This is a genomic window from Rhodococcus oryzae, assembly GCF_005049235.1.
Lineage (GTDB): Bacteria > Actinomycetota > Actinomycetes > Mycobacteriales > Mycobacteriaceae > Rhodococcus_G > Rhodococcus_G oryzae.
In genome coordinates this window covers 463319-486878 of the sequence record NZ_SUMD01000003.1, presented here as the reverse complement: position 1 = coordinate 486878, position 23560 = coordinate 463319, and the positions used below count along the sequence as shown (strand labels likewise).

Annotated in this window: 24 protein-coding genes; 9 read left to right on the top strand and 15 right to left on the bottom strand. The window is 69.0% G+C overall.

From position 1 onward, the window contains the following. Positions 1–23 precede the first annotated feature (23 nt). Genes FCG67_RS08590 through FCG67_RS08560 form a run of 7 tightly spaced genes read right to left on the bottom strand, consistent with a single transcriptional unit; the run spans position 24 to position 9281 of the window. Positions 24–824: an enoyl-CoA hydratase family protein gene (locus tag FCG67_RS08590; protein ID WP_136908886.1), complete on the bottom strand. Its 801-nt coding sequence runs from the start codon at positions 822–824 to the stop codon at positions 24–26. 2 nt (positions 825–826) lie between these two features. Continuing rightward, positions 827–1987 (bottom strand): acyl-CoA dehydrogenase family protein, encoded by a 1161-nt coding sequence (locus tag FCG67_RS08585; protein WP_136908883.1) that lies wholly within the window; start codon positions 1985–1987, stop codon positions 827–829. Further along, entirely contained in the window at positions 1984–3996 is a 2013-nt protein-coding gene (locus FCG67_RS08580; RefSeq protein WP_136908882.1) for an acetyl/propionyl/methylcrotonyl-CoA carboxylase subunit alpha, read from the bottom strand. The genes FCG67_RS08585 and FCG67_RS08580 overlap by 4 nt, the downstream gene beginning before the upstream one ends. Before the next feature lie 11 nt (positions 3997–4007). After that, positions 4008–5606 (bottom strand): acyl-CoA carboxylase subunit beta, encoded by a 1599-nt coding sequence (locus tag FCG67_RS08575; RefSeq protein WP_097210982.1) that lies wholly within the window; start codon positions 5604–5606, stop codon positions 4008–4010. Beyond that, positions 5603–6751 (bottom strand): acyl-CoA dehydrogenase family protein, encoded by a 1149-nt coding sequence (locus FCG67_RS08570; RefSeq protein WP_136908880.1) that lies wholly within the window; start codon positions 6749–6751, stop codon positions 5603–5605. The genes FCG67_RS08575 and FCG67_RS08570 overlap by 4 nt, the downstream gene beginning before the upstream one ends. Continuing rightward, positions 6748–8490, bottom strand: coding sequence for an acyclic terpene utilization AtuA family protein (locus tag FCG67_RS08565; protein WP_136908878.1), 1743 nt, complete (start codon positions 8488–8490; stop codon positions 6748–6750). The genes FCG67_RS08570 and FCG67_RS08565 overlap by 4 nt, the downstream gene beginning before the upstream one ends. Then, the gene (locus FCG67_RS08560) at positions 8487–9281 is read right to left on the bottom strand and encodes a TIGR03084 family metal-binding protein (RefSeq protein ID WP_136908876.1); all 795 of its coding nucleotides are present in this window, start codon (positions 9279–9281) and stop codon (positions 8487–8489) included. Before FCG67_RS08560 ends, FCG67_RS08565 begins: the two co-directional genes overlap by 4 nt. Positions 9282–10307: 1026 nt before the next feature. On the opposite strand from FCG67_RS08560, the gene FCG67_RS25550 reads away from it, so the two are divergent. Further along, the gene (locus FCG67_RS25550) at positions 10308–10430 is read left to right on the top strand and encodes a hypothetical protein (protein ID WP_281282325.1); all 123 of its coding nucleotides are present in this window, start codon (positions 10308–10310) and stop codon (positions 10428–10430) included. Between the two features lie 60 nt (positions 10431–10490). Here FCG67_RS25550 and FCG67_RS08555 read toward each other — a convergent pair whose 3' ends face one another. Next, positions 10491–10973, bottom strand: a complete 483-nt coding sequence (locus FCG67_RS08555) for a DUF309 domain-containing protein (RefSeq protein ID WP_136908874.1) — start codon at positions 10971–10973, stop codon at positions 10491–10493. Positions 10974–11089: 116 nt separating this feature from the next. Here FCG67_RS08555 and FCG67_RS08550 point away from each other — a divergent pair, with 116 nt between their 5' ends. Both FCG67_RS08550 and FCG67_RS08545 read left to right on the top strand, forming a co-directional pair. Beyond that, positions 11090–11551 (top strand): SRPBCC family protein, encoded by a 462-nt coding sequence (locus FCG67_RS08550; RefSeq protein ID WP_136908872.1) that lies wholly within the window; start codon positions 11090–11092, stop codon positions 11549–11551. A 115-nt stretch (positions 11552–11666) separates the two neighbouring features. Next, positions 11667–12743, top strand: coding sequence for a class I SAM-dependent methyltransferase (locus FCG67_RS08545; protein WP_136908870.1), 1077 nt, complete (start codon positions 11667–11669; stop codon positions 12741–12743). A 76-nt stretch (positions 12744–12819) separates the two neighbouring features. Here FCG67_RS08545 and FCG67_RS08540 read toward each other — a convergent pair whose 3' ends face one another. Further along, on the bottom strand, positions 12820–14064 hold the full coding sequence (locus FCG67_RS08540) for an acyl-CoA dehydrogenase family protein (RefSeq protein ID WP_136908868.1): 1245 nt from the start codon (positions 14062–14064) through the stop codon (positions 12820–12822). Positions 14065–14329: 265 nt separating this feature from the next. Here FCG67_RS08540 and FCG67_RS08535 point away from each other — a divergent pair, with 265 nt between their 5' ends. Next, on the top strand, positions 14330–14953 hold the full coding sequence (locus tag FCG67_RS08535) for a class I SAM-dependent methyltransferase (protein WP_246044940.1): 624 nt from the start codon (positions 14330–14332) through the stop codon (positions 14951–14953). Between the two features lie 23 nt (positions 14954–14976). On the opposite strand, the gene FCG67_RS08530 is transcribed toward FCG67_RS08535, so the two are convergent. Then, entirely contained in the window at positions 14977–15324 is a 348-nt protein-coding gene (locus FCG67_RS08530) for a hypothetical protein (RefSeq protein ID WP_246044939.1), read from the bottom strand. A gap of 233 nt (positions 15325–15557) precedes the next feature. On the opposite strand from FCG67_RS08530, the gene FCG67_RS08525 reads away from it, so the two are divergent. Together FCG67_RS08525 and FCG67_RS08520 are read left to right on the top strand one after the other, a co-directional pair. After that, positions 15558–15995 (top strand): PaaI family thioesterase, encoded by a 438-nt coding sequence (locus tag FCG67_RS08525; protein ID WP_136908866.1) that lies wholly within the window; start codon positions 15558–15560, stop codon positions 15993–15995. Then, positions 15992–16930, top strand: a complete 939-nt coding sequence (locus tag FCG67_RS08520; protein ID WP_136908864.1) for an FAD-dependent oxidoreductase — start codon at positions 15992–15994, stop codon at positions 16928–16930. The genes FCG67_RS08525 and FCG67_RS08520 overlap by 4 nt, the downstream gene beginning before the upstream one ends. Here FCG67_RS08520 and FCG67_RS08515 read toward each other — a convergent pair whose 3' ends face one another. Both FCG67_RS08515 and FCG67_RS08510 read right to left on the bottom strand, forming a co-directional pair. Further along, entirely contained in the window at positions 16931–17404 is a 474-nt protein-coding gene (locus tag FCG67_RS08515) for a MarR family winged helix-turn-helix transcriptional regulator (RefSeq protein WP_136908862.1), read from the bottom strand. Continuing rightward, a complete protein-coding gene (locus FCG67_RS08510) occupies positions 17391–18509 on the bottom strand; it encodes an LLM class flavin-dependent oxidoreductase (RefSeq protein WP_136908860.1) in 1119 nt (372 codons plus the stop codon). The genes FCG67_RS08515 and FCG67_RS08510 overlap by 14 nt, the downstream gene beginning before the upstream one ends. Positions 18510–18788: 279 nt before the next feature. On the opposite strand from FCG67_RS08510, the gene FCG67_RS25545 reads away from it, so the two are divergent. Further along, positions 18789–18923, top strand: a complete 135-nt coding sequence (locus FCG67_RS25545; protein WP_281282324.1) for a hypothetical protein — start codon at positions 18789–18791, stop codon at positions 18921–18923. A gap of 103 nt (positions 18924–19026) precedes the next feature. Here FCG67_RS25545 and FCG67_RS08505 read toward each other — a convergent pair whose 3' ends face one another. Both FCG67_RS08505 and FCG67_RS08500 read right to left on the bottom strand, forming a co-directional pair. Next, entirely contained in the window at positions 19027–20550 is a 1524-nt protein-coding gene (locus tag FCG67_RS08505) for a DHA2 family efflux MFS transporter permease subunit (RefSeq protein ID WP_136908859.1), read from the bottom strand. After that, positions 20547–20963: a MarR family winged helix-turn-helix transcriptional regulator gene (locus FCG67_RS08500; protein WP_136909097.1), complete on the bottom strand. Its 417-nt coding sequence runs from the start codon at positions 20961–20963 to the stop codon at positions 20547–20549. Before FCG67_RS08500 ends, FCG67_RS08505 begins: the two co-directional genes overlap by 4 nt. Positions 20964–21174: 211 nt before the next feature. Between FCG67_RS08500 and FCG67_RS08495 the strand changes: the two genes are divergently transcribed. Further along, positions 21175–21663 (top strand): SixA phosphatase family protein, encoded by a 489-nt coding sequence (locus FCG67_RS08495; RefSeq protein ID WP_136908857.1) that lies wholly within the window; start codon positions 21175–21177, stop codon positions 21661–21663. 19 nt (positions 21664–21682) lie between these two features. Here the strand turns inward: FCG67_RS08495 and FCG67_RS08490 are convergent, their stop codons facing one another. Then, positions 21683–22648 carry an NADPH:quinone oxidoreductase family protein gene (locus FCG67_RS08490; RefSeq protein ID WP_136908855.1) on the bottom strand — a complete coding sequence of 322 codons (966 nt, stop codon included), beginning with the start codon at positions 22646–22648 and terminating at the stop codon, positions 21683–21685. Between the two features lie 134 nt (positions 22649–22782). On the opposite strand from FCG67_RS08490, the gene FCG67_RS08485 reads away from it, so the two are divergent. Next, complete coding sequence (locus FCG67_RS08485; RefSeq protein ID WP_136908853.1) at positions 22783–23541, top strand: acyl-[acyl-carrier-protein] thioesterase; 759 nt, start codon at positions 22783–22785, stop codon at positions 23539–23541. Positions 23542–23560 lie beyond the last annotated feature (19 nt).

Genomic DNA, 23560 nt, shown 5'->3' with positions numbered 1-23560 from the left:
CCACTTACTCCTCGACGTCCCTGCTATTCGCTCGGTGCCCAGGCAGGCCGGCGGCGCTGGAAGAAGGCGGTCATGCCCTCGACGGCCTCCGGCGATCCGAACAGTCTCGCCGACTGGGCGGCGAGCTCCTCACCGTAACGGTCGAAGTCGGCGAGCATCCGCGCGGTGGTCAGCCGCTTCGACTCGGCCAGTCCCTGCGGGGACGCCAGCGCGAGCTCCGCGCAGATCTCCGCGACGGTCACCGAGGCGTCCTCCGCCGCGATGGTGATCAGGCCGAGGCGTTCGGCCTCGACCGGACCGAACTTCTCGCCGGTCAGGAAGTACCGGCCCGCCGCTCGGGAGGTCATCCTGGGCAGCACCGTGAGCGAGATGATCGACGCCGCCAGCCCGAGCCGCGCCTCGGTGAGCGCGAAGGTGCTCGACGGACCGGCGATCGCGATGTCGCACGCGCCGACCAGCCCCATGCCGCCGGCACGGACGTGGCCGTCGATGCGGGCGACGATCGGCTTCGGCAGTTCGAGGAACTCCCGCAGCAGCCCGGTCATCTGGGCCGTGCGCCCCGCCGCCAGCTCCGCCGGGTCGGCATCCGATGCTCCGCCCGCCTCCGACAGGTCCGCGCCCGCGCAGAAGGTGCCGCCGGTGTGGGTGAGCACCACCGCGCGGACCGAGTCGTCGGCCGCCGCGTCCGCCAGCGCCTGCCGGAGTTCGCCGACCAACCGCGAGGAGATCGCGTTGCGGTTGTGCGGCGAGTCCAGGGTGACGGTGGCGAACCCGCCCGCGACCTCGGAGCGGACGTAGGGCGCGCTCGTCTCGGGAACCGTCATGGTCAGTACGACCTCGGCAGCCCGAGCGAGTGCTGGGAGACGAAGTTGAGGATCATCTCCCGGCTCACCGGCGCCACCCGCGCGATCCGGGCGGCCCCGAGCATGGCGGCAAGTCCGTACTCCTTGCTCAGCCCGGCGCCACCGTGGGTCTGGATGGCCTGGTCGAGCGCCTTGATGCTGGCCTCTGCCGCCGCGTACTTCGCCATGTTCGCGGCCTCGGCCGCGCCGAAGTCGTCGCCGCTGTCGTAGAGGAACGCGGCCTTCTGCATCATCACCTTGGCAAGCTCGAGCTCGATCTTCGCCTGGGCGAGCGGATGTGCGACGCCCTGGTGCGCCCCGATCGGGGTCTTCCAGACGGTGCGCTCCTTCGCGTACTTCACCGCGGCTTCGATCGCGTACCGGCCGACGCCGATCGCCATCGACGCACCGAGGATCCGCTCCGGGTTCAGGCCGGCGAACAGCTGCATGAGTGCGGCGTCCTCCGATCCGACCAACGCCTCACCCGGCACCCGGACCTCGTCGAGGAACAGCGTGAACTGGTGGTCCGGCTCGATGATGTCCATTTCCATCGGCGTCTTGACGAAGTTCTCGGTATCGGTCGGCACGATGAACAGCGCGGGCTTGAGCTTGCCGGTCTTGTGGTCCTCGGTCCGCGCCACGATCAGCACCGCGTCCGCCTGGTCCACACCCGAGATGAAGATCTTGCTCCCGGTCAGGATCCAGTCGGCGCCGTCGCGGCGGGCGGTGGTCGAGATCTGGTGCGAGTTGGAACCCGCATCGGCCTCGGTGATCCCGAACGCCATGATCTTGCTGCCGTCGGCCAGGCCGGGAAGCCACTGCTGCTTCTGCTCATCGGTGCCGTACTTGCCGATGATGGTGCCGCAGATCGCGGGCGAGACCACGACGAGCAGCAGCCCCGCGCCGTGCGCGGCCAGCTCCTCCTGCACCAGGGCGAGCTCGTAGATGCCTGCTCCCCCGCCGCCGTACTCCTCCGGCAGGTTGACCCCGAGGAAGCCGAGCTTGCCCGCCTCGTTCCACAGCTCGGTCAGCGGCTCGCCCCTGCGCGACCGCGGCAGCACGTAGTCGACGTAGTTGAAGCGCTCGCCGAGCTTGGACACCGCCGCGCGCAGTGCCTTCTGCTCGTCGCTCTCGATAAAACTCATGCCGATTCCTCTTCCGTCTCTTCAGGTTCAACAATGGCAAGGACAGACCCGACGTCGACCTGCTGGCCGACCGAAACCGGGAGCTCCACGAGCACACCCGACGCGGGAGCGGTGATGGTGTGCTCCATCTTCATCGCCTCGAGCCAGACGATCGGCTGGCCGAGGGTGACCGAATCACCCTGCGCGGCACCGAGGCGGATGACCGCGCCCGGCATCGGAGCGAGCAGCGAACCCGCCGCGACGATCGTCGCCGGATCCACGAACCGCGGGGTCGCGGTCAGGGCGACGGGTCCGAGCGGCGAGTCGACGAACACCTCGTCGCCGTACCGGGCGACGTCGAAGGTCCGGCGCAAGCCTGCCACCTCCAGCACCACCACGTCCGGGTTCGACGACACAAGCGAGACGTGCTCGAAGCCCTCGGCGCGAAGGCCACCGCGCCCGAGCAGGTATCGGATGTCGTACTCCCCCGACGCGCTGGTGTACTGCTTGAGCTGCGGCTGCGACGTCAGGTTCCGCCACCCGCTCGGGATCCGGCCGTCGACGCGCGCCGCCGCCCGGTTCGCCGCGGCATCGGCCAACGCCGCCGCCAGCGCGGACACCGCCTCGGCATCCGGACCGGCCAGCGGCCGCGCCAGGGTGTCGAGCCCGTGGGTGTCGAAGAACGCGGTGTCGGTGTCCCCGGCCAGGAAGGCCGGGTGACGGAGGATGTTCACCAGCAGATCGCGGTTCGTCCGCAGGCCGTGCAGCGCGGTGCGGGCCAGCGTCGAGGCGAGCAGCTGCGCGGCCTGTCCGCGGGTCGGCGCAAAGGAGATGACCTTGGCGAGCATCGGGTCGTAGTGCACCCCGACGACCGAGCCGGCCACCACGCCGGAGTCCAGTCGCACGCCCTGCCGGTCCAGGACCGCGAATTCCTCCACCGTGCCGGGGAGTTCGATGCGGTGGACGGTCCCGCTCTGCGGCTGCCAGTTCTTCGCCGGGTCCTCGGCGTAGAGCCGGACCTCGATCGAGTGCCCGCGCAGCGCCGGGGGTTCGGCAGGCAGCGCGACGCCCGCGGCGACCTGCAGCTGCAGGTCCACCAGGTCGAGTCCGGTGGTGCACTCGGTGACCGGATGCTCGACCTGTAGCCGGGTGTTCATCTCGAGGAAGAAGAACTCGCCGCGCTCGTCCGCCAGGAACTCGACGGTGCCCGCGCCCTCGTAGCCGATGGCGTTCGCCGCCAGCCGCGATGCCTCGAAGAGCCGCTCACGCATGCCGGGGGTCCGCTCGACCAGCGGCGACGGGGCCTCCTCCACCACCTTCTGGTGCCTGCGCTGGATGGAGCACTCACGCTCGCCGACCGCCCACACCGTGCCGTGCTTGTCGGCCATCACCTGGACCTCGATGTGCCTGCCGGTCTCGAGGTAGCGCTCGCAGAACACCGTCGGATCACCGAAGGCGGATTGTGCCTCGCGCCGGGCCGCCTCCAGTTCGCCTGCCAACGAAGACAACTCGCGCACCACGCGCATGCCGCGTCCGCCGCCACCGGCCGACGCCTTGATCAGCACCGGCAGGTGCGCCTCGGTGACCTCGTCGGGCGCGAGCTCGGCCAGGACGGGAACGCCCGCGGCGTCCATCAGCTTCTTGGACTCGACCTTGGAGCCCATCGACTCGATGGCCTTCACCGGCGGGCCGACCCAGGTCAGTCCCGCGTCTTCGACCGCCTGCGCGAATCCCGCGTTCTCCGAGAGGAATCCGTAACCGGGGTGGATCGCGTCAGCGCCCGCGGCACGCGTCGCGTCGATGATGAGGTCGGCCCGAAGGTAGGTCTCGGCCGGGGTGTTGCCCGGGAGCCGGATCGCCGCGTCGGCCTCGGCCACGTGCGGGCTTGCCGCGTCTGCGTCGGAGAACACCGCGACGGTGCCGACGCCGGTCCGACGCGCGGTCGCGAACACCCGCCGCGCGATCTCGCCGCGGTTTGCCACCAAAACGGACCGGATCGCCGGTCTGAGCGAAGCGTTAGGGGAAGTCATCACGGTCTGCCTCACATGCGGAAGACGCCGAAGTTCTCGGTGCCTTGGATCGGGGCGGAGGCAATGGCCGACAGGCACATTCCCACCACCGTGCGGGTGTCACGCGGATCGATGACGCCGTCGTCGTACAGCCGACCGGACAGGAACATCGGCAGCGATTCGGCCTCGATCTGGTTCTCGATCATGGCGCGGATGCCGGCATCGGCTTCCTCGTCGAACGCCTGTCCACGGGCCTCCGCGGAGGCCCTGCTGACGATGGAGATGACGCCTGCCAACTGTGCGCCGCCCATGACCGCGGACTTCGAACTCGGCCAAGCGAACAGGAATCGGGGATCGAAGGCCCGGCCGCACATTCCGTAGTGGCCGGCCCCGTAGGAGGCGCCGAGCAGGATCGAGATGTGCGGCACCTTCGAGTTCGCGACGGCGTTGATCATCATCGAGCCGTGCTTGATCATCCCGCCCTCCTCGTACTCCTTGCCGACCATGTACCCGGTCGTGTTGTGCAGGAACAGCAGAGGGGTGTTGGAGCGGTTCGCCAACTGGATGAACTGGGTGGCCTTCTGGGACTCCTCACTGAAGAGCACGCCCCGGGCGTTCGCGAGGATGCCGACCGGATAGCCGTGCAGCTCCGCCCACCCGGTGACCAGCGAGGAGCCGTACATCGGCTTGAACTCGTCGAAATCGGATCCGTCGACGATGCGGGCGATCACCTCGCGCGGGTCGAACGGGATCTTCAGGTCCGCGGGGACGATGCCGAGGAGTTCCTCCGGGTCCGCCAGCGGCTCGATCACCTCGGCCCGGGGCGCCGGTCCCTCCTTCTTCCAGTTCAGCCGCTTGACGATGCTTCGGCCGATGCGGATCGCGTCCTGCTCGTCGACGGCGAAGTAGTCGGCCAGGCCCGACTTGCGCGCGTGCATCTCGGCGCCGCCGAGCGACTCGTCGTCCGACTCCTCGCCGGTGGCCATCTTCACCAGCGGTGGGCCGGCGAGGAACACCTTGGAGCGCTCCTTGATCATCACCACGTGATCGGACATGCCCGGAATGTAGGCACCACCCGCGGTGGAGTTACCGAACACCAGGGCGATCGTGGGGATCCCGGCCGCGGAGAGCTGGGTTAGGTCGCGGAACATCCGTCCGCCCGGGATGAACACCTCCTTCTGGGTCGGCAGGTCCGCGCCACCGGACTCGACGAGCGAGATCACCGGCAGGCGGTTCTGCATCGCGATGTCGTTGGCCCGGAAGCCCTTCCGCAGCGTCCATGGGTTGCTGGTGCCGCCGCGGACGGTCGGGTCGTTCGCGACGATCAGGCACTCGATCCCCTCCACGACGCCGATGCCAACCACGGTGCTCGCGCCGACCGGGAAGTCGCTTCCCCATGCCGCGAGCGGGCACAGCTCCAGGAACGGCGAATCCGCATCGATCAGCAGCTCGATCCGCTCACGGGCGAGCAGCTTGCCTCGCTTGTGGTGCCGCTCCACGTACTTCTCGCCGCCGCCTGCCAGCGCCTTGGCGTGCTCGGTCTCGAGCTCGGCGAGTTTGGCGTTCATCGTCTCCACCGCGGTCGCGTACACCTCCGACCCGGTGTCGAGGGTGGACCTGAGAACCGTCATGACTGATACCCCAATCGCTTTGCCGCCAACCCGGTCAGGATCTCGGTGGTGCCACCGCCGATCCCCAGGATTCGCATGTCCCGGTATTGCCTTTCGACTTCGCTTTCGCGCATGTAGCCGAGCCCGCCGAACAACTGCACCGCCTGATTCGCCACCCACTCGCCCGCCTCCACGGCGGTGTTCTTCGCGAAGCAGACCTCGGCGATGAAATCCTGATCCGATTCCAGCGAGCGCTCGACGAGCGCGCGGGTGTACACCCGCGCCACGTCGACCCGGCGAGCCATCTCGGTGACGGTGTTCTGCACCGACTGCCTGCTGATCAACGGCCTGCCGAACGTCTCCCGGTCCCGGCACCATCGCAGGGTCAGGTCCAGGCATCGCTGGGCGCTCGAGTAGGCCTGGGCGGCAAGCGCGATCCGTTCGGTGAGGAAGGCCTGCGCGATCTGCTGGAACCCGCTGTTCTCGGCGCCGACCAGGTTCTCCGCCGGAACCCGGGCGTCCACGAAGGACAGCTCGGCGGTGTCGGAGGCCAGCCAGCCCATCTTCTCGAGCTTGCGTGTCACCTCGAATCCGGGTGTGCCCTTCTCGATGACGAGGAGCGACACTCCGGCCGCCCCTTCCCCGCCGGTGCGGACGGCGGTGACCACGAAGTCGGCGCGGCAGCCGGAGGTGATGAACGTCTTGGCCCCGTTGACGACGAAGTGGTCGCCGTCCCGAATCGCCTTGGTCCGCAGGTGCCCCACATCAGAGCCGCCACCGGGCTCGGTGATCGCCAGCGAGCCGATCAGCTCGCCCGCGAGGGTCGGCCGCACCCAGCGGTCGATCTGCCGTTGGTCGTCTGCGGCGACGAGGTGCGGCAACGCGATGCCCGAGGTGAACAGGGAGGCGAACAGGCCACCCGACCCGCCCGCGTAGTGCATCTCCTCGCAGATGGTCACGGCGTCGACGAGGTCGCCGCCGGACCCGCCGACCGACTCGGGGAACCCGGCGCCGAGCAGCCCCAGCGCGCCCGCCTTCTTGTGCAGCTCCCGCGGCAGCTCGCCGTGTCGCTCCCACTCGTCGAGGTGCGGCAGCACGTCCTGCTCGGCGAAGCGGCGAACCGTCTCGCGCAACGCCTTTCGCTCGTCGGTGGTCCACACGCTCACAGTGTTCCTCCCAGGGGCTCGCTACCGAGCAGAAGTTCTCCCGGAATGTCGATGTGCCTGGCACGCAGCCACTCCCCGAGGCCCTTGGCCTGCGGATCGAATCGGGCCTGCGAGGCGACGCCCGCCCCGAGGATGCCCTCGATGACGAAGTTCACCGCGCGCAGCTTCGGGAACAGGTGGCGGGTCACCGGCAGCCCCGCCGCCTCAGGGAGCAGCCGCCCGAGCTCCTCGACCGTGAGCGTGTTGGCCAGCCAGCGCCACTGTTCGTCGGTGCGAACCCAGACTCCGACGTTCGCGTTGCCACCCTTGTCGCCACTGCGGGCGGCCGCGATCACACCGAGCGGGACTCGGATCGTCGGCGTCGTCGGCAACGCTTGCGGCAGTTCGGGATCGGCCACCGTGGCCAGTTCCAGAGTCGGCCCGCTCGGGGCGATCGGGATCCTGGTGCCGTCGGGCAGGACCGCGGTGTGCGGCACCTCGGCGGCGTCGACGTAGCCGGGGGTGAACACGGCGTACGGCTGTCCGTTCGACGGCGGCGCGGTCAGACTGAAGCCCGGGTAGCTGGCGAGCGCGAGCTCGACCGACACGGACGAGAAGGCTCGACCGACGACATTCGGATCAGGATCGCGGACGACGCAGCGCAGCAACGCGCTCGCCGTCTCCTCGGTGTCCGCGTCCGGGTGATCGGTGCGCGCGAGGGTCCACGTCATCTCGGCCGGCTTGGTGGTCATCCACGCCTCGAACTGCGTGCGGGCGAGCTCTGCCTTCGCCTCGATGTCCAGACCGGTGAGGATCATCGTGAACTCGTTGCGGAACCCGGCCAGCGCGTTGAGGGAGACCTTCAGCGTGGGCGGCGGCGCCTCACCCCGCACCCCGCTGATGCGGACCCGGTCGGGTCCGTCGGAGGAGAGTTCGAGGGAGTCCATCCGGGTGGTGACGTCCGGTCCTGCGTAGCGGCCGCCGGTGATCTCGTAGAGCAGCTGAGCGGTGACGGTGCCGACGCTGACCGCACCCCCGGTCCCCGCGTGCTTGGTGATGACCGAGGATCCGTCCGCGTGGATCTCCGCGATCGGGAATCCGGGTCGACCCAGGTCGGCGATCTCGGTGAAGAAGGAGTAGTTGCCCCCGGTCGCCTGCGTGCCGCACTCGATCACGTGCCCGGCCGCGACGGCTCCGGCCAGCTGGTCGAAATCCGTTCGCTCCCAGCCGAAGTGCGCCGCTGCTGGTCCGACGATCACCGACGCGTCGGTGACCCGGCCGGTGACCACGACGTCCGCCCCCGCGCCGAGGCATTCGACGATTCCCCATGCGCCGAGATAGGCGTTGGCGGTCAGCGGGGCCGGCGCGCCCGGCGCACCGGTGAGCCCCAGCTCCGCCGCCCTGGCGATCAGGTCATCACCCTCGACATGGGCGATGACCGCGCCGAGACCGAGCCGCTCGTTCACCTCACGCAGCGCCTGCGCCAGCCCGGCCGGATTCAGCCCGCCCGCGTTGGCGACGATCTTGACGCCCTTGTCCAGCGCCAACCCCAGGCAGTCCTCGGCCTGGCGGAGGAACGTCTTGGCATAGCCCCGGGAGGGATCCTTCATCCGGTCGCGACCGAGGATCAGCATCGTCAGCTCGGCGAGGTAGTCGCCGGTGAGGTAGTCGAGTTCGCCGCCCTCGAGCATCTCGCGCATCGCCGAGATGCGGTCTCCGTAGAAGCCGGAACAGTTTCCGATCCGGACCGGGTTTGTCATGCGTCCACCTTCGGGTCACGGCCCGCGCCGGGAGGACCGGCGAAGACCTGGGCGATTGCGATCCACGCGGTGGCATCGGGTCCCACCGCGGTCAGGTCCAGGTCCGCCGGGTTCGCTCGCTGGGTGACCAACAGGCAGAAGTCCGCGGCGGGGCCGGTGACGCGCTGCGCCGCGTCTTCGGGGCCCCAGGTCCAGACCTCGTCGCCCTCAGGGGCCGTCAACTCGAACCGAAACTCCTCCGCAGGCGGGGTCAGTTCGTTCACTGCGTACGCGAAGTCACGGGTACGCACACCGAGATGCGCGATGCTGCGCAGGCGGTTGGTCGGCGGGAAGTCGACGCCGAGCGCCGCCGCGACGTCCTGCCCATGCGCCCAGGTCTCCATCAGCCGGGCGGTGGCCATCGACATCGCACTCATCGGCGGGCCGTACCAGGGCAGCTTGGTACCGCTCGGCACCGCGGCGAGCGCTTCGGCCAGTGCGGACCGACCGGTGCGCCAGTCCGTCAACAGTTCGGCGGGCGGCCTGGCGGCCTCGATCTCGGCGGCCTCGTCGACGAAACCGAGGGGGTTCTTCCATGCCTCGGCCAGCGACTCGGCGAAGCCCTCGGGATCGGTGACCGCCATCAGTGAGGCGCGGTCGGTCCAGGCCAGGTGCCCTATCTGGTGGGCGATCGACCAGCCCTTGGCGGGCGTCGGGCCCGCCCATTGTTCGTCGGTCAGGCTCGCGACCAGCGCGTCGAGCTGATCACCCTCCACCCGCAGGTCCCCGATGGTGGTACCCAGATCGGCCATGAATGCTCCCTTGAGAAGTGCTGCGACCAGCATCACACCGCGAGCCATAAAAATCAAGCACGCTTGCTTGTTATTGCCATAACAGGCCGGGCATCGGATCCCAGAAGAAATTTCCTCGCGGTTTTCACACCCCACAGGCCCCGATGAGGTTTGATGCTCGGAAATGCGGGCGGGCGTCCAGTCCGCTTCCGATGGTCCCCGCCGTGGCCGAAAACGCACGATGGCCGGACCACCCAGCCCGACGTCGCCGACCGCCAAGCCCACCATTCATTAGATCACTGAACTACCTTGTGCAACAGCACATTTCGACGTACATCCGGTTCGGCGATTCCGCCCCGAAGTGGCATCGCGTGCGGTACAACTGGTGCGCGCCCGCCCAGGGACGCACACCACTCCACCCACACAAGGAGACCCCAACATGCCCCCGATCGACTTAGGCGCCCTGTTCAATCTCGCCCTGGCGAACAACATCTTCATCGGCACCGTGATCGGCCTGCCGTTCGGCCTTCAGCTCGCCATCGGCAGCTGATACCTCAACCCCAGGGGGGCGGTCGTCGAATCGGGCGGATTGAGATGTAGATCACGAGGATGTCATTTTGTGACCAGATCGATACCTCATCCGGTAGAAATACTGCACGCGCGCAACCCTCGGCGCATTGCCACCGATGAGAACACACAGGAGAACAAATGCCTTCTTCGTCTGAACTGTCCACCCTGTTCGGCGCGCTCAGCACCGTGTTCGGCATTCTCGGATCCTCCGAGGGCACGGGCGCCACGGGCGGCTCGAGCGAGTAGTCACGCAAACGCACTGTGGGGGCTGTCGAACACCGACAGCCCCCACAGTGCCGTCCGGCCCCACGAAGACCGGAACATACTTCACCGCAACGCGTTTCGCCCGAGTTCAATGAGGACGAAGGTTCATCTCCGAATCGAACCCGCGTCCAATACGGGTGCGGTAGAACTGGACGGGCGCCCGGTCTGAGGGCGCGTCCCCAGCACATCAGAAATCACCAGGAGTCGAAGCCAATGAACCTGAGCGCGTTGATCGCCACCCTGCTGGGCCTCGTCGGCCCCGCTGAGACTGTCACGGACGGAGAGTTCGTCGGCAGCAGCACCGGCGACCACTTCGTCGGCAGTACCTTCCCCTGATCGACACGCGCGGGTCTGCGCGCTGAGCGCGCGGACCCGCGCACCAGCCGGGCGACCCGGTCAGCACCCCCGGCGCAGCAGCCGCGGTGTGCTCGGCACCGGCATCTCCGAACCCGCGCCCGCCAGCCCGTCCAGCACGCCCTGCGACCAGGCCACCAGGCCGGTGACGTCGAGACCGTGCGGAGCGCCCGTCTCGAACCCGCGGATCCGGTCCTGGCCGCGACGCAGCAGCGACTGGGCGCCAACGATATTGCCTCGCAACAGATGCGTCAGACCCACCGCGAGCTGCGCAAGCCCCTGCCAGAGCTCGCGTTCGGAATCCGGCGCCGCTTTCCACGAACCCTCGAGCACCTCGTGTGCATGGAACGGCATGCCCTCGTCCAGCAGGCGCTGGGCCTCGGCAATCGCATCCGCAGGCGTCAGCAGGACCTCCTCCGGCACCCGCGCGACACCCTCGGCGCCGCGCGGCAACGGCCTCCCCAACCCGTCGCGGGGGCGCGCGTTGAGCGGCCTGCCCCGGCCGTCCCGTTCACGCTGCTGCATGCCTCCAACTGTAATGAAGCCGATGGAACTCGCAGCCGAACCCTTGTCCAAGTAACTGTGAAAGCTAGTACCGTCTACGTATGGCCATCAGGGCCGACGTCAGTACTAGGAGAGACATGGGCACCATTCACATCACCGCGATCGCAAAGGCTCCGGTGCGCGCCGGCTTCGCCTATGTGGACGACTACAAGAATGTGCCCGCGTGGATGTTCGGGGTGACCCGGTTCGAGCCGGTCGGCGAGCAGACCCAGGGACTCGGGGCGACCTTCGATGCCACCATGCAGCTCGGCCCCAAGGCCCTGAACTCCAGGGTCACGATCACCGAGTGGGAACAGGACCGGTTGATCACCCTGGCATCGGTCGACGGGATCTCGAACTCGTCGACGTGGCGATTCGCCCCGGCGAGCGACGACAGCACCGAGATGACGGTGGACTTCGAGTACTCGCTGCCGGGCGGGCTCGCGGGCAAGGTGCTCGCGAAGATCGTCGAGCCGATCGTCGGAACGGCCATCAAACACACCGAGTCCACCCTGCGTCGCCGGGTCGAGGAGCTCGCGCGCACCGACGCCACGGGCTGATCGCGCCTCCGCCTCGTGTTTCACCCGGCGAACGAACCGTGACAGCCCGCCACGCTCGGACGACGATGGTCCGGAAGGGACGCATCCGTCGTCTCCGAGAAGCGGGAGAGGGCTCATGTCCACAACGCAACCGGTTGCCGAGGCCGACGCTCTCGCCCAACGCCTCGTCGAGGCCGCACTCGGCACCGTCGATCTGCTGTCGATCCACCTCGGCGACCGCCTCGGCTGGTACCGGAGTCTGCGGGTCGACGGCCCGGCGACGCCGGAAGAACTCGCCGCCCGCACCGACACCCACCCTCGGTACGCGCGGGAATGGCTGGAGCAACAGGCCGTCACCGGTCTGATCGAGGTGGATTCCGTCGGACCCCGACGATTCACGTTGCCGCCTGCGGCGGCGGAGGTGCTCACCGACGGGTCCAGCCTCGCCCATCTCGCGCCGCTGGCCCGGATGCTCTGCGCCGCGGCCGAACAGATGCCCGCGCTGCTCGAGGCGTATCGCTCCGGCGGCGGGGTCGGCTGGGCGCAGTACGGGGCCGACGCCCGCGAGTCGCAGGCCGAGATGAACCGACCCTGGTACGAGCGGGCCCTGCCGGACGCCCTGCGATCGGTTCCCGACCTGGACGCGCTTCTTCGCGAGCCGGGCACCCGGATCGCCGACCTGGGCTGTGGCGGCGGCTGGTCGACGATCGCACTCGCCCGGGCGTACCCGGCGGCCACCGTGGACGGGTTCGACATCGACGCGGCCTCGGCACGGCTGGCCTCGAGCAACGGCGACGCGAACCCGGATGTCGCTTCCCGCGTCGCCTTCCACTGCGGCGATGCGGCCCGGCTACCCGCGTCCGCCTTCCACTGTGTGTTCGCCTTCGAGTGCGTGCACGACATGCCCGACCCCGTCGGGGTGCTCACCGCGGCCAGGCGGTCGCTGGTCCCCGGGGGCCGCGTCGTCATCATGGACGAGGCGGTCGCCGACTCGTTCGACCCTCCTGGCGACGAGACCGAGCGACTGATGTACGGCTTCAGCCTGCTCATCTGTCTGCCGGACGGGATGAGCCACCGGCCCACCGCCGCCACCGGAACTGTCATGCGCCCGGACACGCTGCGCGGCTATGCATTCGAGGCGGGATTCACCGGATTCGAGATACTCCCGATCGACGGCTTCGGGTTCTGGCGCTTCTACCAACTGACGGCCTGACGGCCTCGTCGCCGCCACCGAGATGGGTGACGGCGGCGAGGAAGAATCGGCGAGTGCTCGCCGTCGCTGCGCTGGGTCAGGCGCTGAGCAGGCCCTTCGCGATGTGCGTCACCTGGATCTCGTTGCTACCCGCGTAGATCATCAGCGACTTCGCGTCGCGCGCGAGCTGTTCCACCTTGTACTCGGCCATGTAGCCGTTGCCGCCGAACAGCTGGACGGCCTCCATGGCGACCTCGGTGGCAGCACGCGAGGAGTACAGCTTCATCGCCGATGCCTCGGCGAGGGTCACCTTGTTGCCTGCGGCGGTGCGCTCGATCGCGTTGAACACCATGTTCTGCACATTGATCCGGGCGACCTCCATCTCGGCCAGCTTGAGCTGGATGAGCTGGAACTGAGCGATCTCCTTGCCCCACAGCTTGCGGGTCTTGGCGTAGTCGATGCACAGCCGGTGGCACTCGTTGATGATGCCCAGCGCGAGGGAGGCGATGCCGATGCGCTCGGCCGCGAAGGACTCCTTGGCGCTCTCCTTGCCGTCGCCCTTGGCGGGGTTCTCGGTCTCGCCGAGCAGCCGGTCCTTGCTGATCCGCACGTTGTCGAAGAACAGCTCGCCGGTGGGCGAGGAGTTCATGCCCATCTTCTTGAACGCCGGGCTCTGGGTGAAGCCCTCCATGCCCTTGTCGAGCACGAAGCCCAGCACCTTGCGGTCGCGGCGGTCCACAGAGGAGTCGCCCTCGTCGAGCTTGGCGTAGACGATGGTCACGTCGGCGTACGGGCCGTTGGTGATGAAGGTCTTCTGGCCGTTGAGGATGTAGTCCTCGCCGTCGCGGCGGACGTAGGACTTCATGCCGCCGAACGCGTCCGAGCCGGAGTCGGGCTCGGTGATCGCCCACGCGCCGACCTTCTCCATCGTGACGAGCTCGGGCAGCCAGCGCTTCTTCTGCGCCAGCGTGCCGCGGCTGCGCAGCGTGCCGACCGTCAGGCCGAGGCTCACGCCCATCGACGCGACCAGGCCGAGGCTCACGCCCGCGAGTTCGCTGTTGAGGATGACGCCCATGCTGCCTGCGCCGCTGAAGCCGCCGCCCTTCTCGCCGGACTCGGGGACGGTCTCGCCGCGCTCGCGCGCCTCCTCCTTCGCGAAGGCCTTCTCGAGCGCCTCGCTCGCCATCTCGTCCATGCCGAAGGTCGAGTACATCTTCCGGATGATCTCGAACGGGGGCAGCTCGCCGCTCTCGAGCTTGTCGACGTGCGGCTTGATCTCCTTCTCGATGAAGCCACGCAGGGCGTCGCGGAACATCAGGTCGGTGTCAGACCACTCGTACATGTCGGGAACTCCCATTGATCGGCGGATCGTGCGCAACGTGCGGCACGCGAAGACGGCGCCGCGACTATGCGGACACTCACCCCAAATATAGAACACGTTCTTGTTTTCTGACAGCATCCTGCTGCACGCACCAGGACCCGATGGCGACCGCGGGCGCGACCGTCGACCCTGGACAGACCGATTTTCCGGGGAGCACACTGGCACCGGCGAGAGGATCCGCGATGGCCGAACCCAGAATCGAACCCGCCGTGCCGATCGTCGACGCGTGGGGACATCCGAGAGGGCGGGCGTGATCACCTGGTACCGGCTGGCCTACCGGCTCGGCCTCACGCCGTGGGAGTGGGCGGGCCAGTCGATCGGCGCGCAGCTGACCGCGTTGCTCGACGGCCAGGACGCGCCGCCGGCCCCGCCGGGGAAGGCCCTCGACGCGGGGTGCGGTACCGGCTCCCACACCATCGAAATGGCCCGCCGCGGCTGGCGGGTGACCGGGATCGACGCCGTGCCGCTGGCGGTGACCCGCGCCCGGGCGCGGGCCGAGAAGGCCGGGGTCGAGGCAACGTTCGTGCTCGGCGATGTCACCGAACTCGAGAAGTCGGTCGGCCGCGGATATCGATTCGTGCTCGACATCGGGTGCTTTCACGGTCTCACCGCAGGCGAGCGGGCCCACTACGCCGACGAGCTCACCCGGATCACCGAGCCAGGGGCGAGCCTGCTCATGTTCGCTTTCGGCCCCGGCCGACGGGGACCACTCCCCCGCGGCACGGACCGCGCCGAGGTGGAGCGCACGTTCGCCGGCTGGCGGCTGATCTCCGATGTCGCGGACGCCGGGCTGCTGCCGCGACCGGTCCGGCGGGGGAACCCCCGCTGGTTCCACCTCGCCCGCTCCTGAGGTGACGGGCGTCGACCGCGCCCTCAGGCCACCGCGGGTCGGTCTCGCCTGCTGGTCTTCCGATGGTGCTTTCGCCCGGTCAGCGCCCAGCGCCGATCGGCCACCCGCGTCGTGCGGTGGTGGCGTTCGATGGTGAACTCCGTGATCGGTAGCCGCTCCAGCAGGCGGATGTCCGCACACGGGTCGCCGTTCACACCCTGCTCGAGCAGCGAGAACGCCGTGTGGTTGACGGCGTGGATCGCGAGCCTGAGCGCGTCGAGCGCGGTCGGCCGCGGTCCGAACCTGGCGAGGGTGTGCCTACCCTGAACGGTGGTTCCGACCACCGCATAGAAGTGCCATTCCCCGGCGTGCTCCGAGTCACCCGAATCCACGGGCTCGCCTGGCTGGTGTGTGGGACCGGATACAGTGCCCATCTTGCGCCTTCTTCCGTCTTCCGGTGTGGCGTCCCTACGACGGTAACGCGGGTCACCGACACCGTCCGTGTGCCTCGCCGGTGCGCGGGATGCGGGTTTTCCCCGACCTTTCCCGGCGAACCGGGGAGCCGTCGACGTGGCACCATCGCATTCACGCACCACATGTGATTCGTCACCGACACCGGGAGTGATTGCTCGTGACCCTTTCTCTCGACGAGGCCGCGGAAACCCTGGCCGCGCAGCCGTTCAGCACGCTGGTCGGCGCCCGGTTGACCGCCTTCACCGACGGCGCCGCCACCCTCACGATCCCGATCCGGCCGGAACTGCTGCAGCAGCACGGGTTCGTGCACGGCGGTGTGCTGTCCTACGCGGCGGACAACGCGCTCACCTTCGCGGCGGGCAGCGTGCTCGGCCCGAGCATCGTGACCTCCGGGTTCAGCATCACCTACCTCCGTCCCGCGATGGGTACCGCATTGCGCGCGGAGGCGACGGCGGTGAGCTCGGGCCGCAGGCAGGCACTGTGCCGCTGCGAGATCTATGCGGACACCGAGAACGGGCCGGTGCTCTGCGCCGCCGCCCAGGGCACCGCCTCGGTCATCGATCTCGGCCGGACCGCCACCTCCGCATGAGCACCGAGGCCACCGTGATCGGCGGCGGTGTGATCGGGCTGACCTGCGCGCTCGAACTCGCACGGTCCGGCCAGGACGTCACCGTGCTGACGGCCGATCCGATAGCGGAGACGACCTCCGCGGTCGCCGCGGCGATCTGGTTCCCCTACGAGGCCGCACCCGCCGACGCCGTGCTGCGCTGGTCGACCGAGTCCGCGGCGGTGTTCGCCTGCCTCGCATCGGACCCCTCGGCAGGCGTTGCCCTGCGAGCCGGCACGGTGCTCGAGCGGTCCGCTGCGCCGGACCGCTGGTGGACCCCGGCCGTGCCGGGGCATCGGGTGATTCCGGGCGAGGAATTGTCGTCCGGCGTGACGAGCGGGGTGCGCTGCACGGTCCCGGTGATCGACATGGGCCGCTACCTGCCGTGGCTGTCCCGCCGGTGCGAAGCCGCGGGCGTGCGGGTGATCAGGAGGCGGGTCGACGACCTCGCGGAGGTCACCGGCGAGCTGATCGTGGTCGCGGCCGGCCTGCGGTCGGCCGCACTGACCGGGGACGCCCCGCTGGTCCCGCTGCGCGGCCAGGTGGTGCGCGTGGCCAACCCCGGGCTGACCGACTGGCTGATCGACGACGACAACCCGGCCGGGATGGCCTACGTGGTGCCCCGGTTCGAGGACGTGGTGTGCGGCGGCACCGCCGAGCCAGGGGTCTTCGACACGGCCGCCGATCCCGAGACCGAACGCGCCATCCTCGAGCGGTGCTACGACCTGGTGCCCGAGCTGCGGGGCGCGCCGATCCTCTCCCGCGGCGTCGGACTTCGTCCGACCCGGCCCTCGGTACGCCTGGAGGCGCTGCCCGGCGCGCGCCGGATCATCTGCTGTTACGGGCACGGCGGCGCCGGGGTGACCCTCTCCTGGGGCTGCGCGCGGGAGGTGGCCGCCCTGGCGGGCCGAGCCTGACTACTGTTGCGCCAGTCGCAGTTTCGTCGTCAACCGCTCGAGCTCCGCGAGCTCCTCTCGGTCGAGTGCGGTGCCGACGTGGCGCCGGATCTGCGCGGCGTGCCGCCTGCCGATGCTGCGCTGCATGGCTCGCCCCTGCTCCGTGAGCGCCACGATCGTGCCCCGTCGGTCGTGCGGATCCGGCAGCCGGTCGAGCAGCCCGGCCTGCTCGAGTCGCTCGACCATGCGGCTGAGCGACGGCTGGGTCAACAGGATCTCCCGGTTCAGCTCGTGCAGCCGGGCCCGGGTGTCCGGGCGACGGCTGAGCGTGAACAGCACGTCGTACTCGCGGCGGCCAAGCGGATCCCACGCGTCGGCCGACTCGAACCGCCGCATCAGTGCCACCTGGGCACGGAACAACGCCTCCCACGCGTCGGCGGCCAGCTCGGTTGTGCTGCGCGGCCGCCCGCCGCCGGACGGTTCAGTGGGCGGCATCGGTCGTCGCCTCGAGGGTGCCGACGCGACCGTTCCGCTGCGCCAGCAGGCTCGCATGCGTCGGCGGGTTCTCCGGCACGTGGTCCGGGCGCCTGGCCGCGAACTCGCGGCGCAGCACCGGCGCGACCTCGGAGCCGAGGAGGTCGAGTTGCTCGAGCACCGTCTTCAGCGGCAGGCCCGCGTGGTCTACCAGAAACAGCTGGCGTTGGTAGTCGCCGAAATAGTCCGCGAAGGCCAGCGTCTTCTCGATCACCTGCTCGGGCGTGCCGACGGTCAGCGGGGTCTGCTCGGTGAACTCCTCCAGCGAGGGTCCGTGACCGTAGACCGGCGCGTTGTCGAAGTACGGTCGGAACTCCGCGACCGCGTCCTGCGAGTTCTTGCGCATGAACACCTGCCCACCGAGGCCGACGATGGCCTGGTCGGCGCTGCCGTGCCCGTAGTGCTCGAACCGCTCGCGGTACAGGTTGATCAGCGCGATGTAGTGCTCCTTGGGCCAGAAGATGTTGTTCGCGAAGAAGCCGTCGCCGTGGAATGCGGCGATCTCGGCGATCTCGGGGCTGCGGATCGAGCCGTGCCAGACGAAGGGTGCGATCCCGTCGAGCGGACGCGGGGTGGAGGTGAAACCCTCCAGCGGGGTGCGGAACCGGCCCTGCCAGTTCACCACGTCCTCGTCCCACAGCCGACGCAGCAGCTGGTAGTTCTCCAGCGCGAGCGGGATCCCCTCGCGAATGTCCTTGCCGAACCAGGGGTACACGGGCGCGGTGTTGCCGCGGCCCATCATCAGGTCGACGCGGCCGTCGGCGAGATGCTGCAGCATCGCGTAGTCCTCGGCGATCTTCACCGGGTCGTTGGTGGTGATCAGGGTCGTCGAGGTGGACAGGATCAGATTCTCGGTCTTGGCGGCGAGGAATCCGAGCATGGTCGTCGGGGAGGACGGCACGAAAGGCGGGTTGTGGTGCTCGCCTGTCGCGAAGACGTCGAGGCCCACATCCTCCGCATGCTTGGCGATGGTCGTCATCGCCTTGATGCGCTCGTGCTCGGTCGGCGCCCGCCCCGTGGTGGGGTCCGGCGTGACGTCGCCGACGCTGAAGATTCCGATCTGCATGGTGACTCCTCGAGCTGGATTGAACACGTCCGCTATTTCAATGCGTTTGCATGAACTTCCAACCGCGCGGAACCCCGGGGTATTCCGCCCCAGCAACACCACCCCCCGGCCCGATGGATAGGGGATGCCACGCAGACCGGGGCAGCCGCAGGCCGGCCCCGATCGGGATCCCCTATTCACCCCCTAATCCGCCGGCACTCGCACCGATCGGCTGGGCGTCCGGCGTACCAATGGGACTCGACGCCGACCGGCGTCGCTCACCACGCGACAGGAGTACTCATGTCCTTCTCTACCCTCTTCTCGTCCCTGTTCTCCTCGATGTTCGGTGGCCAGTTCGACAGCGGCTCGCTCGGCGCCACCTTCGGCGGCGGCGCGGACGGCGGCGCGAACGGTGGCGGCGGATTCGAGTCCTGATCCGCACCCCGGCCTGAATCGGGGCCGAGGCACACACGACGATGGCCCGCACTCCCCCTCGGGAGTGCGGGCCATCGTCGTGAGAGTCGAGTTGTCCTCTGACTCAGTGAGCCATCACCTGGGTCGCGTCGACCGGGGCCGCGGGCTTGCTCCTCGGCAGGAAGAACGCCGGGATCAGGGTCAGCAGTAGCAGCACCAGCGCCACCGTGAAGGTGTTGCCGAACGCGTCCGCAGCGGCGCTCAGGCCCTGCTCCACCGCTCCTGGCGGCATCTGCTCCGCGATCGACGGATCCTGCCCGGCCGCGATGGCCGGTCCGGCCAGCGGGCGCGACAGCATCTGGTTGGTGAGCACCACCGACATGGTCGCGGTGCCGACCGAACCTGCGACCTGCTGGACGATGTTCATCAGCGTCGAACCGCGGGCAACCGTCTCGTTGGTCAGCGTCTGCATCGCCGCCGTCATGATCGGCATCATGGTGCCGCCCATGCCGAGGCCCATCACGAACAGGGCACCGAGGAGCACGACGTACGAGGTCTCGGCGCCGACCTGGGTGAACACCGCCATGCCGACGGCGATCAGGGAGAGGCCGCACAACACGATCTTTCCGGGCCCGATCTTGTCGACGAGCGTGCCCGCCAACGGCATGGTGAGCATCGCGCCGATGCCCTGCGGGGCCAGCAGCAGACCGGCCGCCAGCGTGGTCTCACCGCGAACCTGCAGGAAGTAGCTCGGGAACAGCAGCCCGGCACCCATGAACGCGATCACGAACATCGTCGACGTGATGACCGCGATGGTGAGCTTGCGGTTCTGGAACAGGCGCAGGTCGATCAGCGGGTGGTTGGCCCGGAGCGCGTGGAACACGAAGCCGATCACCAGGGCCAGGCCGATCACAGCGGGGACCAGCACCCGGGTGGCGGCAACGGTTCCGGTCTCCGGGATCGAGGAGACGCCGAACAGGAACAGCGCGAGGCCGGGCGAGAGCAGCAGCATGCCGAGGAAGTCGAAGGACTCGGACGGGCTCGGGTCGTCCTTGGGCAGCAGCACGAACGCGGCGGTCAGGGCGACGATGCCGATCGGCAGGTTGATCAGGAAGATCCAGTGCCAGCTGGCGCTCTCGATCAGCCAGCCACCCAGGATCGGTCCGCAGATGGGGCCGAGCATCATCGGGATGCCGAGCACGGCCATGACGCGGCCGACGCGGTGCGGACCCGCGGCCTTGGTCATGATCGTCATACCCAGCGGCATCAGCATGCCGCCGCCGAGGCCCTGCAGGACCCGGAAGCCGATCAGCGACTCGATGTTCCATGCCATCGAGCACAGCACCGAGGCGCCGACGAACAGCACCAGCGCCGTCATGTAGAGGCGCTTGGTGCCGAACCGGTCAGCCGCCCACCCCGTCACGGGGATGACGGTCGCCAGGGCCAGGGTGTAGGCGGTCATGGTCCAGGCGACGGTTGCGTAGGTCGCGTTGAACTCGGACATGAACGTCGGCAGCGCCACGCTCACGACCGTCACGTCGAGGATCGACATGATGGCACCGATCACCACCACGCTGGCGATCTTCAGAACTGCGCCGTCGATCTTGTCCGAGGCCGCGGGGGCTCCCGGAGGTGTCGGCGTCGTCATGGGTTCTCCTGACAATTGGCTCGCAGAACATCTCCCGCGAGAATGGGTTTGAGCGACTCGTACAGCCCGTCACGGTCCGAGTCCGACAGGCGGGCCGCAAACGCTCGCAACTCGCCCTTCTTGCTGTCGATGTGGCCGGAGGCGATGGCACGACCGGCCTCCGACAACGAGATCCGCTTGATGCGGCGGTCTTTCTGGTCCTCGCGGCGCTCCACGAGACCCTGGTTGACCAGCTGGTCGATGTTGCGACCCGCGGCCGCGACGGACAGGCGCAGCCGCTCGGCCACCTCGTTGATCGCAACCGGATTGCCGTGCTGCGCCAGCATGAACAGAGTTCGCACCTGCGAGAACGACAGGTCCACGGCGATCAGCTTGTCCATGGACTCCGACTCCCCCACCCCCAGCAGCCGCATGATGAACTCGTCGAGCGCCTGATACAGGTCTTCGGGGGAAGCGGCCACTCGTGCAATAGTAGCGATCACGCAACTATTGCCCAAACGAAATTAATGTGAAGGGCGTCACGTCCGCCGCCGAGCCGTGAGCCCCGCCGAGAGATCCGATCACGACCGCAGGTCGCCGGGCAATCGAATTTCCGCCCGCCACCCGGGTCGCTACTGTCGGGACATGCGCTCGAAGGTCCTGATCCTGCTCCGGCACGGCAAGTCCGCCTACCCCGACGGCGTGGCCGACCACGCGCGGCCGCTCGCGCCGCGCGGGCAACGGGAGGCCGGGCTGGCTGGCGACTGGATCCGCCTGACCCAGCCCCCGGTCGATGCCGTGCTCTGCTCCACCGCCACCAGGACCAGGCTCACCCTCGCGGCCAGCGGCATCGACGCTCCCGCCCGCTACGCCGACACGCTCTACGGGGCGAGCGCCGCCGAGGTGCTGCGCGAGATCGCGAGCACCGACGCGGCCGTGCGGACCCTGCTCGTCGTGGGTCACGAACCCGGCATCCCGGACACGGCGCTCGCGCTCGATCCGGGCGGCCCGCTCGCCGAGCGGATCGCGGACCGCTTCCCGACCTCCGCCATGGCCACGCTGGCGGTGACGGGGTCCTGGGCCGACCTCCTCGACTCACGCGCGCGTCTGACCGACTTCCACATCCCGCGCTGAACAGCGCTGCACGAGCGCGCTACTCGCGGACGAGCACCGCCTTGCCGAGCACCTGACCGGCCTCGAGGTCCGCAAGCGCGCGGGCCGCGTCGGCGAGCGGATACCGGGCCTTGACCAGCGGCCGCAGGCCCTTCCCGACCAGTTCGGTGAGGTCCGCGTGGGTGCGCGCCAGGGCCGAGGGGTCGGTGCGCAGGAACTCGCCCCAGGCCGCGCCCACGATGCTGATGTTGCGGAAGAGCACCCGGTTCACCTTCACGGACGGGATACCGCCGCCCGCGAACCCGATCACCAGCAGCCTGCCCTCGGGCGCCAACACCCGAACGGCATCATCGAAGGCATCGCCGCCGACCGGATCGACCACCACGTTCGCGCCGCGGTTCTCGGTCAGCTCGCCAACCCGGGCTGCCCAGCCCTCGTCGAGCGCCACGACCTCGTCCGCACCGAGTTCGCGCAGAAATTCGTCGGCCCCCGCCCGTCGGACCACCGCGATCACCCTCGCGCCGTGCGCCTTCGCCAACTGGATCGCCGCGGTGCCGACACCGCCCGCGGCGCCGAGCACCACCACCGTCTCGCCCGCCACCAGGCTCGCTCGCCGGGACAACGCGAACTCCATCGTCTGATAGTTGATGATGAGCGAGGCGGCCTCCTCGAAGCTCAGATCGGCCGGTATCGGCATCACCCGGGAGGCAGCGATCGCGACGCGCTCCGCATAGCCACCGAGATCGGACATCGCCAGCACCCGGTCCCCGACCGCGAAGCCGCTGTCGTCCGGAGCGGACACCACCACCCCGGCCACCTCGGCGCCGGGGATGAAGGGCGGCTCCGGCCGCAGCTGGTACTTGCCGTAGCTGATGAGCAGGTCCGGGAAGCACACCCCTGTCGCGCGCACGTCGATCAGCACCTTGCCCGTCGCGTCCGGCTCGGGCACCTCCTGCAGGGCCATCCCGGCGGGCCCGGTCAACTCCGAGACCACAACTGCTTTCACCACAGACCTCCGTGTTCGCGCCATCGCATCTGTTCTGCGATCCGAAGCCCTGACGCTAGTCCTTGTCTCGCCGCGCCTGCGCGGGAAAGATACTGTTCGCGTCACGCCGGTGATCACCGCAGAGGAGCGCAGTCTTGGACTTCGATCAGCCGCTCGCCGTTCCCCCCGCCGACGGGCTGGGGTTCGCCACCTCGTGGCCGGTCCGGACGGGCGACGTCGATCCCGACAACCGGCTCCGGTTCGACGGCATCACCCGGTACCTGCAGGACATCGGGTCCGACAACCTGGACGCCTCCGAACTCGCCGATCTCGACCCGCTGTGGATCGTGCGGCGAACCGTGATCGACGTCGTCCGCCCCGCGCTGTGGCCGGACCGGATCCATCTGCGCCGCTGGTGTTCCGGCCTGTCGACCCGCTGGTCGGCGATGCGAGTGCAGCTCACCAGCGAGAAGGGCGCGCTGATCGAGACCGAGGGCTTCTGGATCAACATCAGCCCCGACACCGGGATGCCGACCCGGATCAGTGACAAGGGCATCGCCCTGCTGTCGCGGACCACCGACGAGCACCGACTCAAATGGCGCCCGTGGCTCGGTGGGCCGCCGCCGGAGGACGCCGGCACCGACGCCCGATTCCACCTGCGCTCGACCGACCTCGACCCGATGGGCCACGTGAACAACGCGGCGTACTGGCACGCCGTCGAGGACCATCTCGTTGCCCGGCCCGACCTGCTCGCAGGACCGCACCGCGCCGTTCTCGAATACAACGCGCCCATCACCGGAGGCGAGGACGTCCACGTCCGCAGCGAGCAGGACGCCGAGTCGATGAGCCTGTGGTTCCTGGTCGGCGGCGACGTGAGGGCCGTTGCCCGGGTCTCGGGCATCGACCACTACTGAGCCGCCGACCGGCGAACCC

Coding starts and splice junctions, on each gene's coding strand:
- FCG67_RS08590 (WP_136908886.1), bottom strand. CDS start 824: ATGACGGTTCCCGAGACGAGCGCGCCCTACGTCCGCTCCGAGGTCGCG.
- FCG67_RS08585 (WP_136908883.1), bottom strand. CDS start 1,987: ATGAGTTTTATCGAGAGCGACGAGCAGAAGGCACTGCGCGCGGCGGTG.
- FCG67_RS08580 (WP_136908882.1), bottom strand. CDS start 3,996: ATGACTTCCCCTAACGCTTCGCTCAGACCGGCGATCCGGTCCGTTTTG.
- FCG67_RS08575 (WP_097210982.1), bottom strand. CDS start 5,606: ATGACGGTTCTCAGGTCCACCCTCGACACCGGGTCGGAGGTGTACGCG.
- FCG67_RS08565 (WP_136908878.1), bottom strand. CDS start 8,490: ATGACAAACCCGGTCCGGATCGGAAACTGTTCCGGCTTCTACGGAGAC.
- FCG67_RS08560 (WP_136908876.1), bottom strand. CDS start 9,281: ATGGCCGATCTGGGTACCACCATCGGGGACCTGCGGGTGGAGGGTGAT.
- FCG67_RS25550 (WP_281282325.1), top strand. CDS start 10,308: ATGAACCTGAGCGCGTTGATCGCCACCCTGCTGGGCCTCGTCGGCCCC.
- FCG67_RS08555 (WP_136908874.1), bottom strand. CDS start 10,973: ATGCAGCAGCGTGAACGGGACGGCCGGGGCAGGCCGCTCAACGCGCGC.
- FCG67_RS08550 (WP_136908872.1), top strand. CDS start 11,090: ATGGGCACCATTCACATCACCGCGATCGCAAAGGCTCCGGTGCGCGCC.
- FCG67_RS08545 (WP_136908870.1), top strand. CDS start 11,667: ATGTCCACAACGCAACCGGTTGCCGAGGCCGACGCTCTCGCCCAACGC.
- FCG67_RS08540 (WP_136908868.1), bottom strand. CDS start 14,064: ATGTACGAGTGGTCTGACACCGACCTGATGTTCCGCGACGCCCTGCGT.
- FCG67_RS08520 (WP_136908864.1), top strand. CDS start 15,992: ATGAGCACCGAGGCCACCGTGATCGGCGGCGGTGTGATCGGGCTGACC.
- FCG67_RS08515 (WP_136908862.1), bottom strand. CDS start 17,404: ATGCCGCCCACTGAACCGTCCGGCGGCGGGCGGCCGCGCAGCACAACC.
- FCG67_RS08510 (WP_136908860.1), bottom strand. CDS start 18,509: ATGCAGATCGGAATCTTCAGCGTCGGCGACGTCACGCCGGACCCCACC.
- FCG67_RS25545 (WP_281282324.1), top strand. CDS start 18,789: ATGTCCTTCTCTACCCTCTTCTCGTCCCTGTTCTCCTCGATGTTCGGT.
- FCG67_RS08505 (WP_136908859.1), bottom strand. CDS start 20,550: ATGACGACGCCGACACCTCCGGGAGCCCCCGCGGCCTCGGACAAGATC.
- FCG67_RS08500 (WP_136909097.1), bottom strand. CDS start 20,963: ATGCGGCTGCTGGGGGTGGGGGAGTCGGAGTCCATGGACAAGCTGATC.
- FCG67_RS08495 (WP_136908857.1), top strand. CDS start 21,175: ATGCGCTCGAAGGTCCTGATCCTGCTCCGGCACGGCAAGTCCGCCTAC.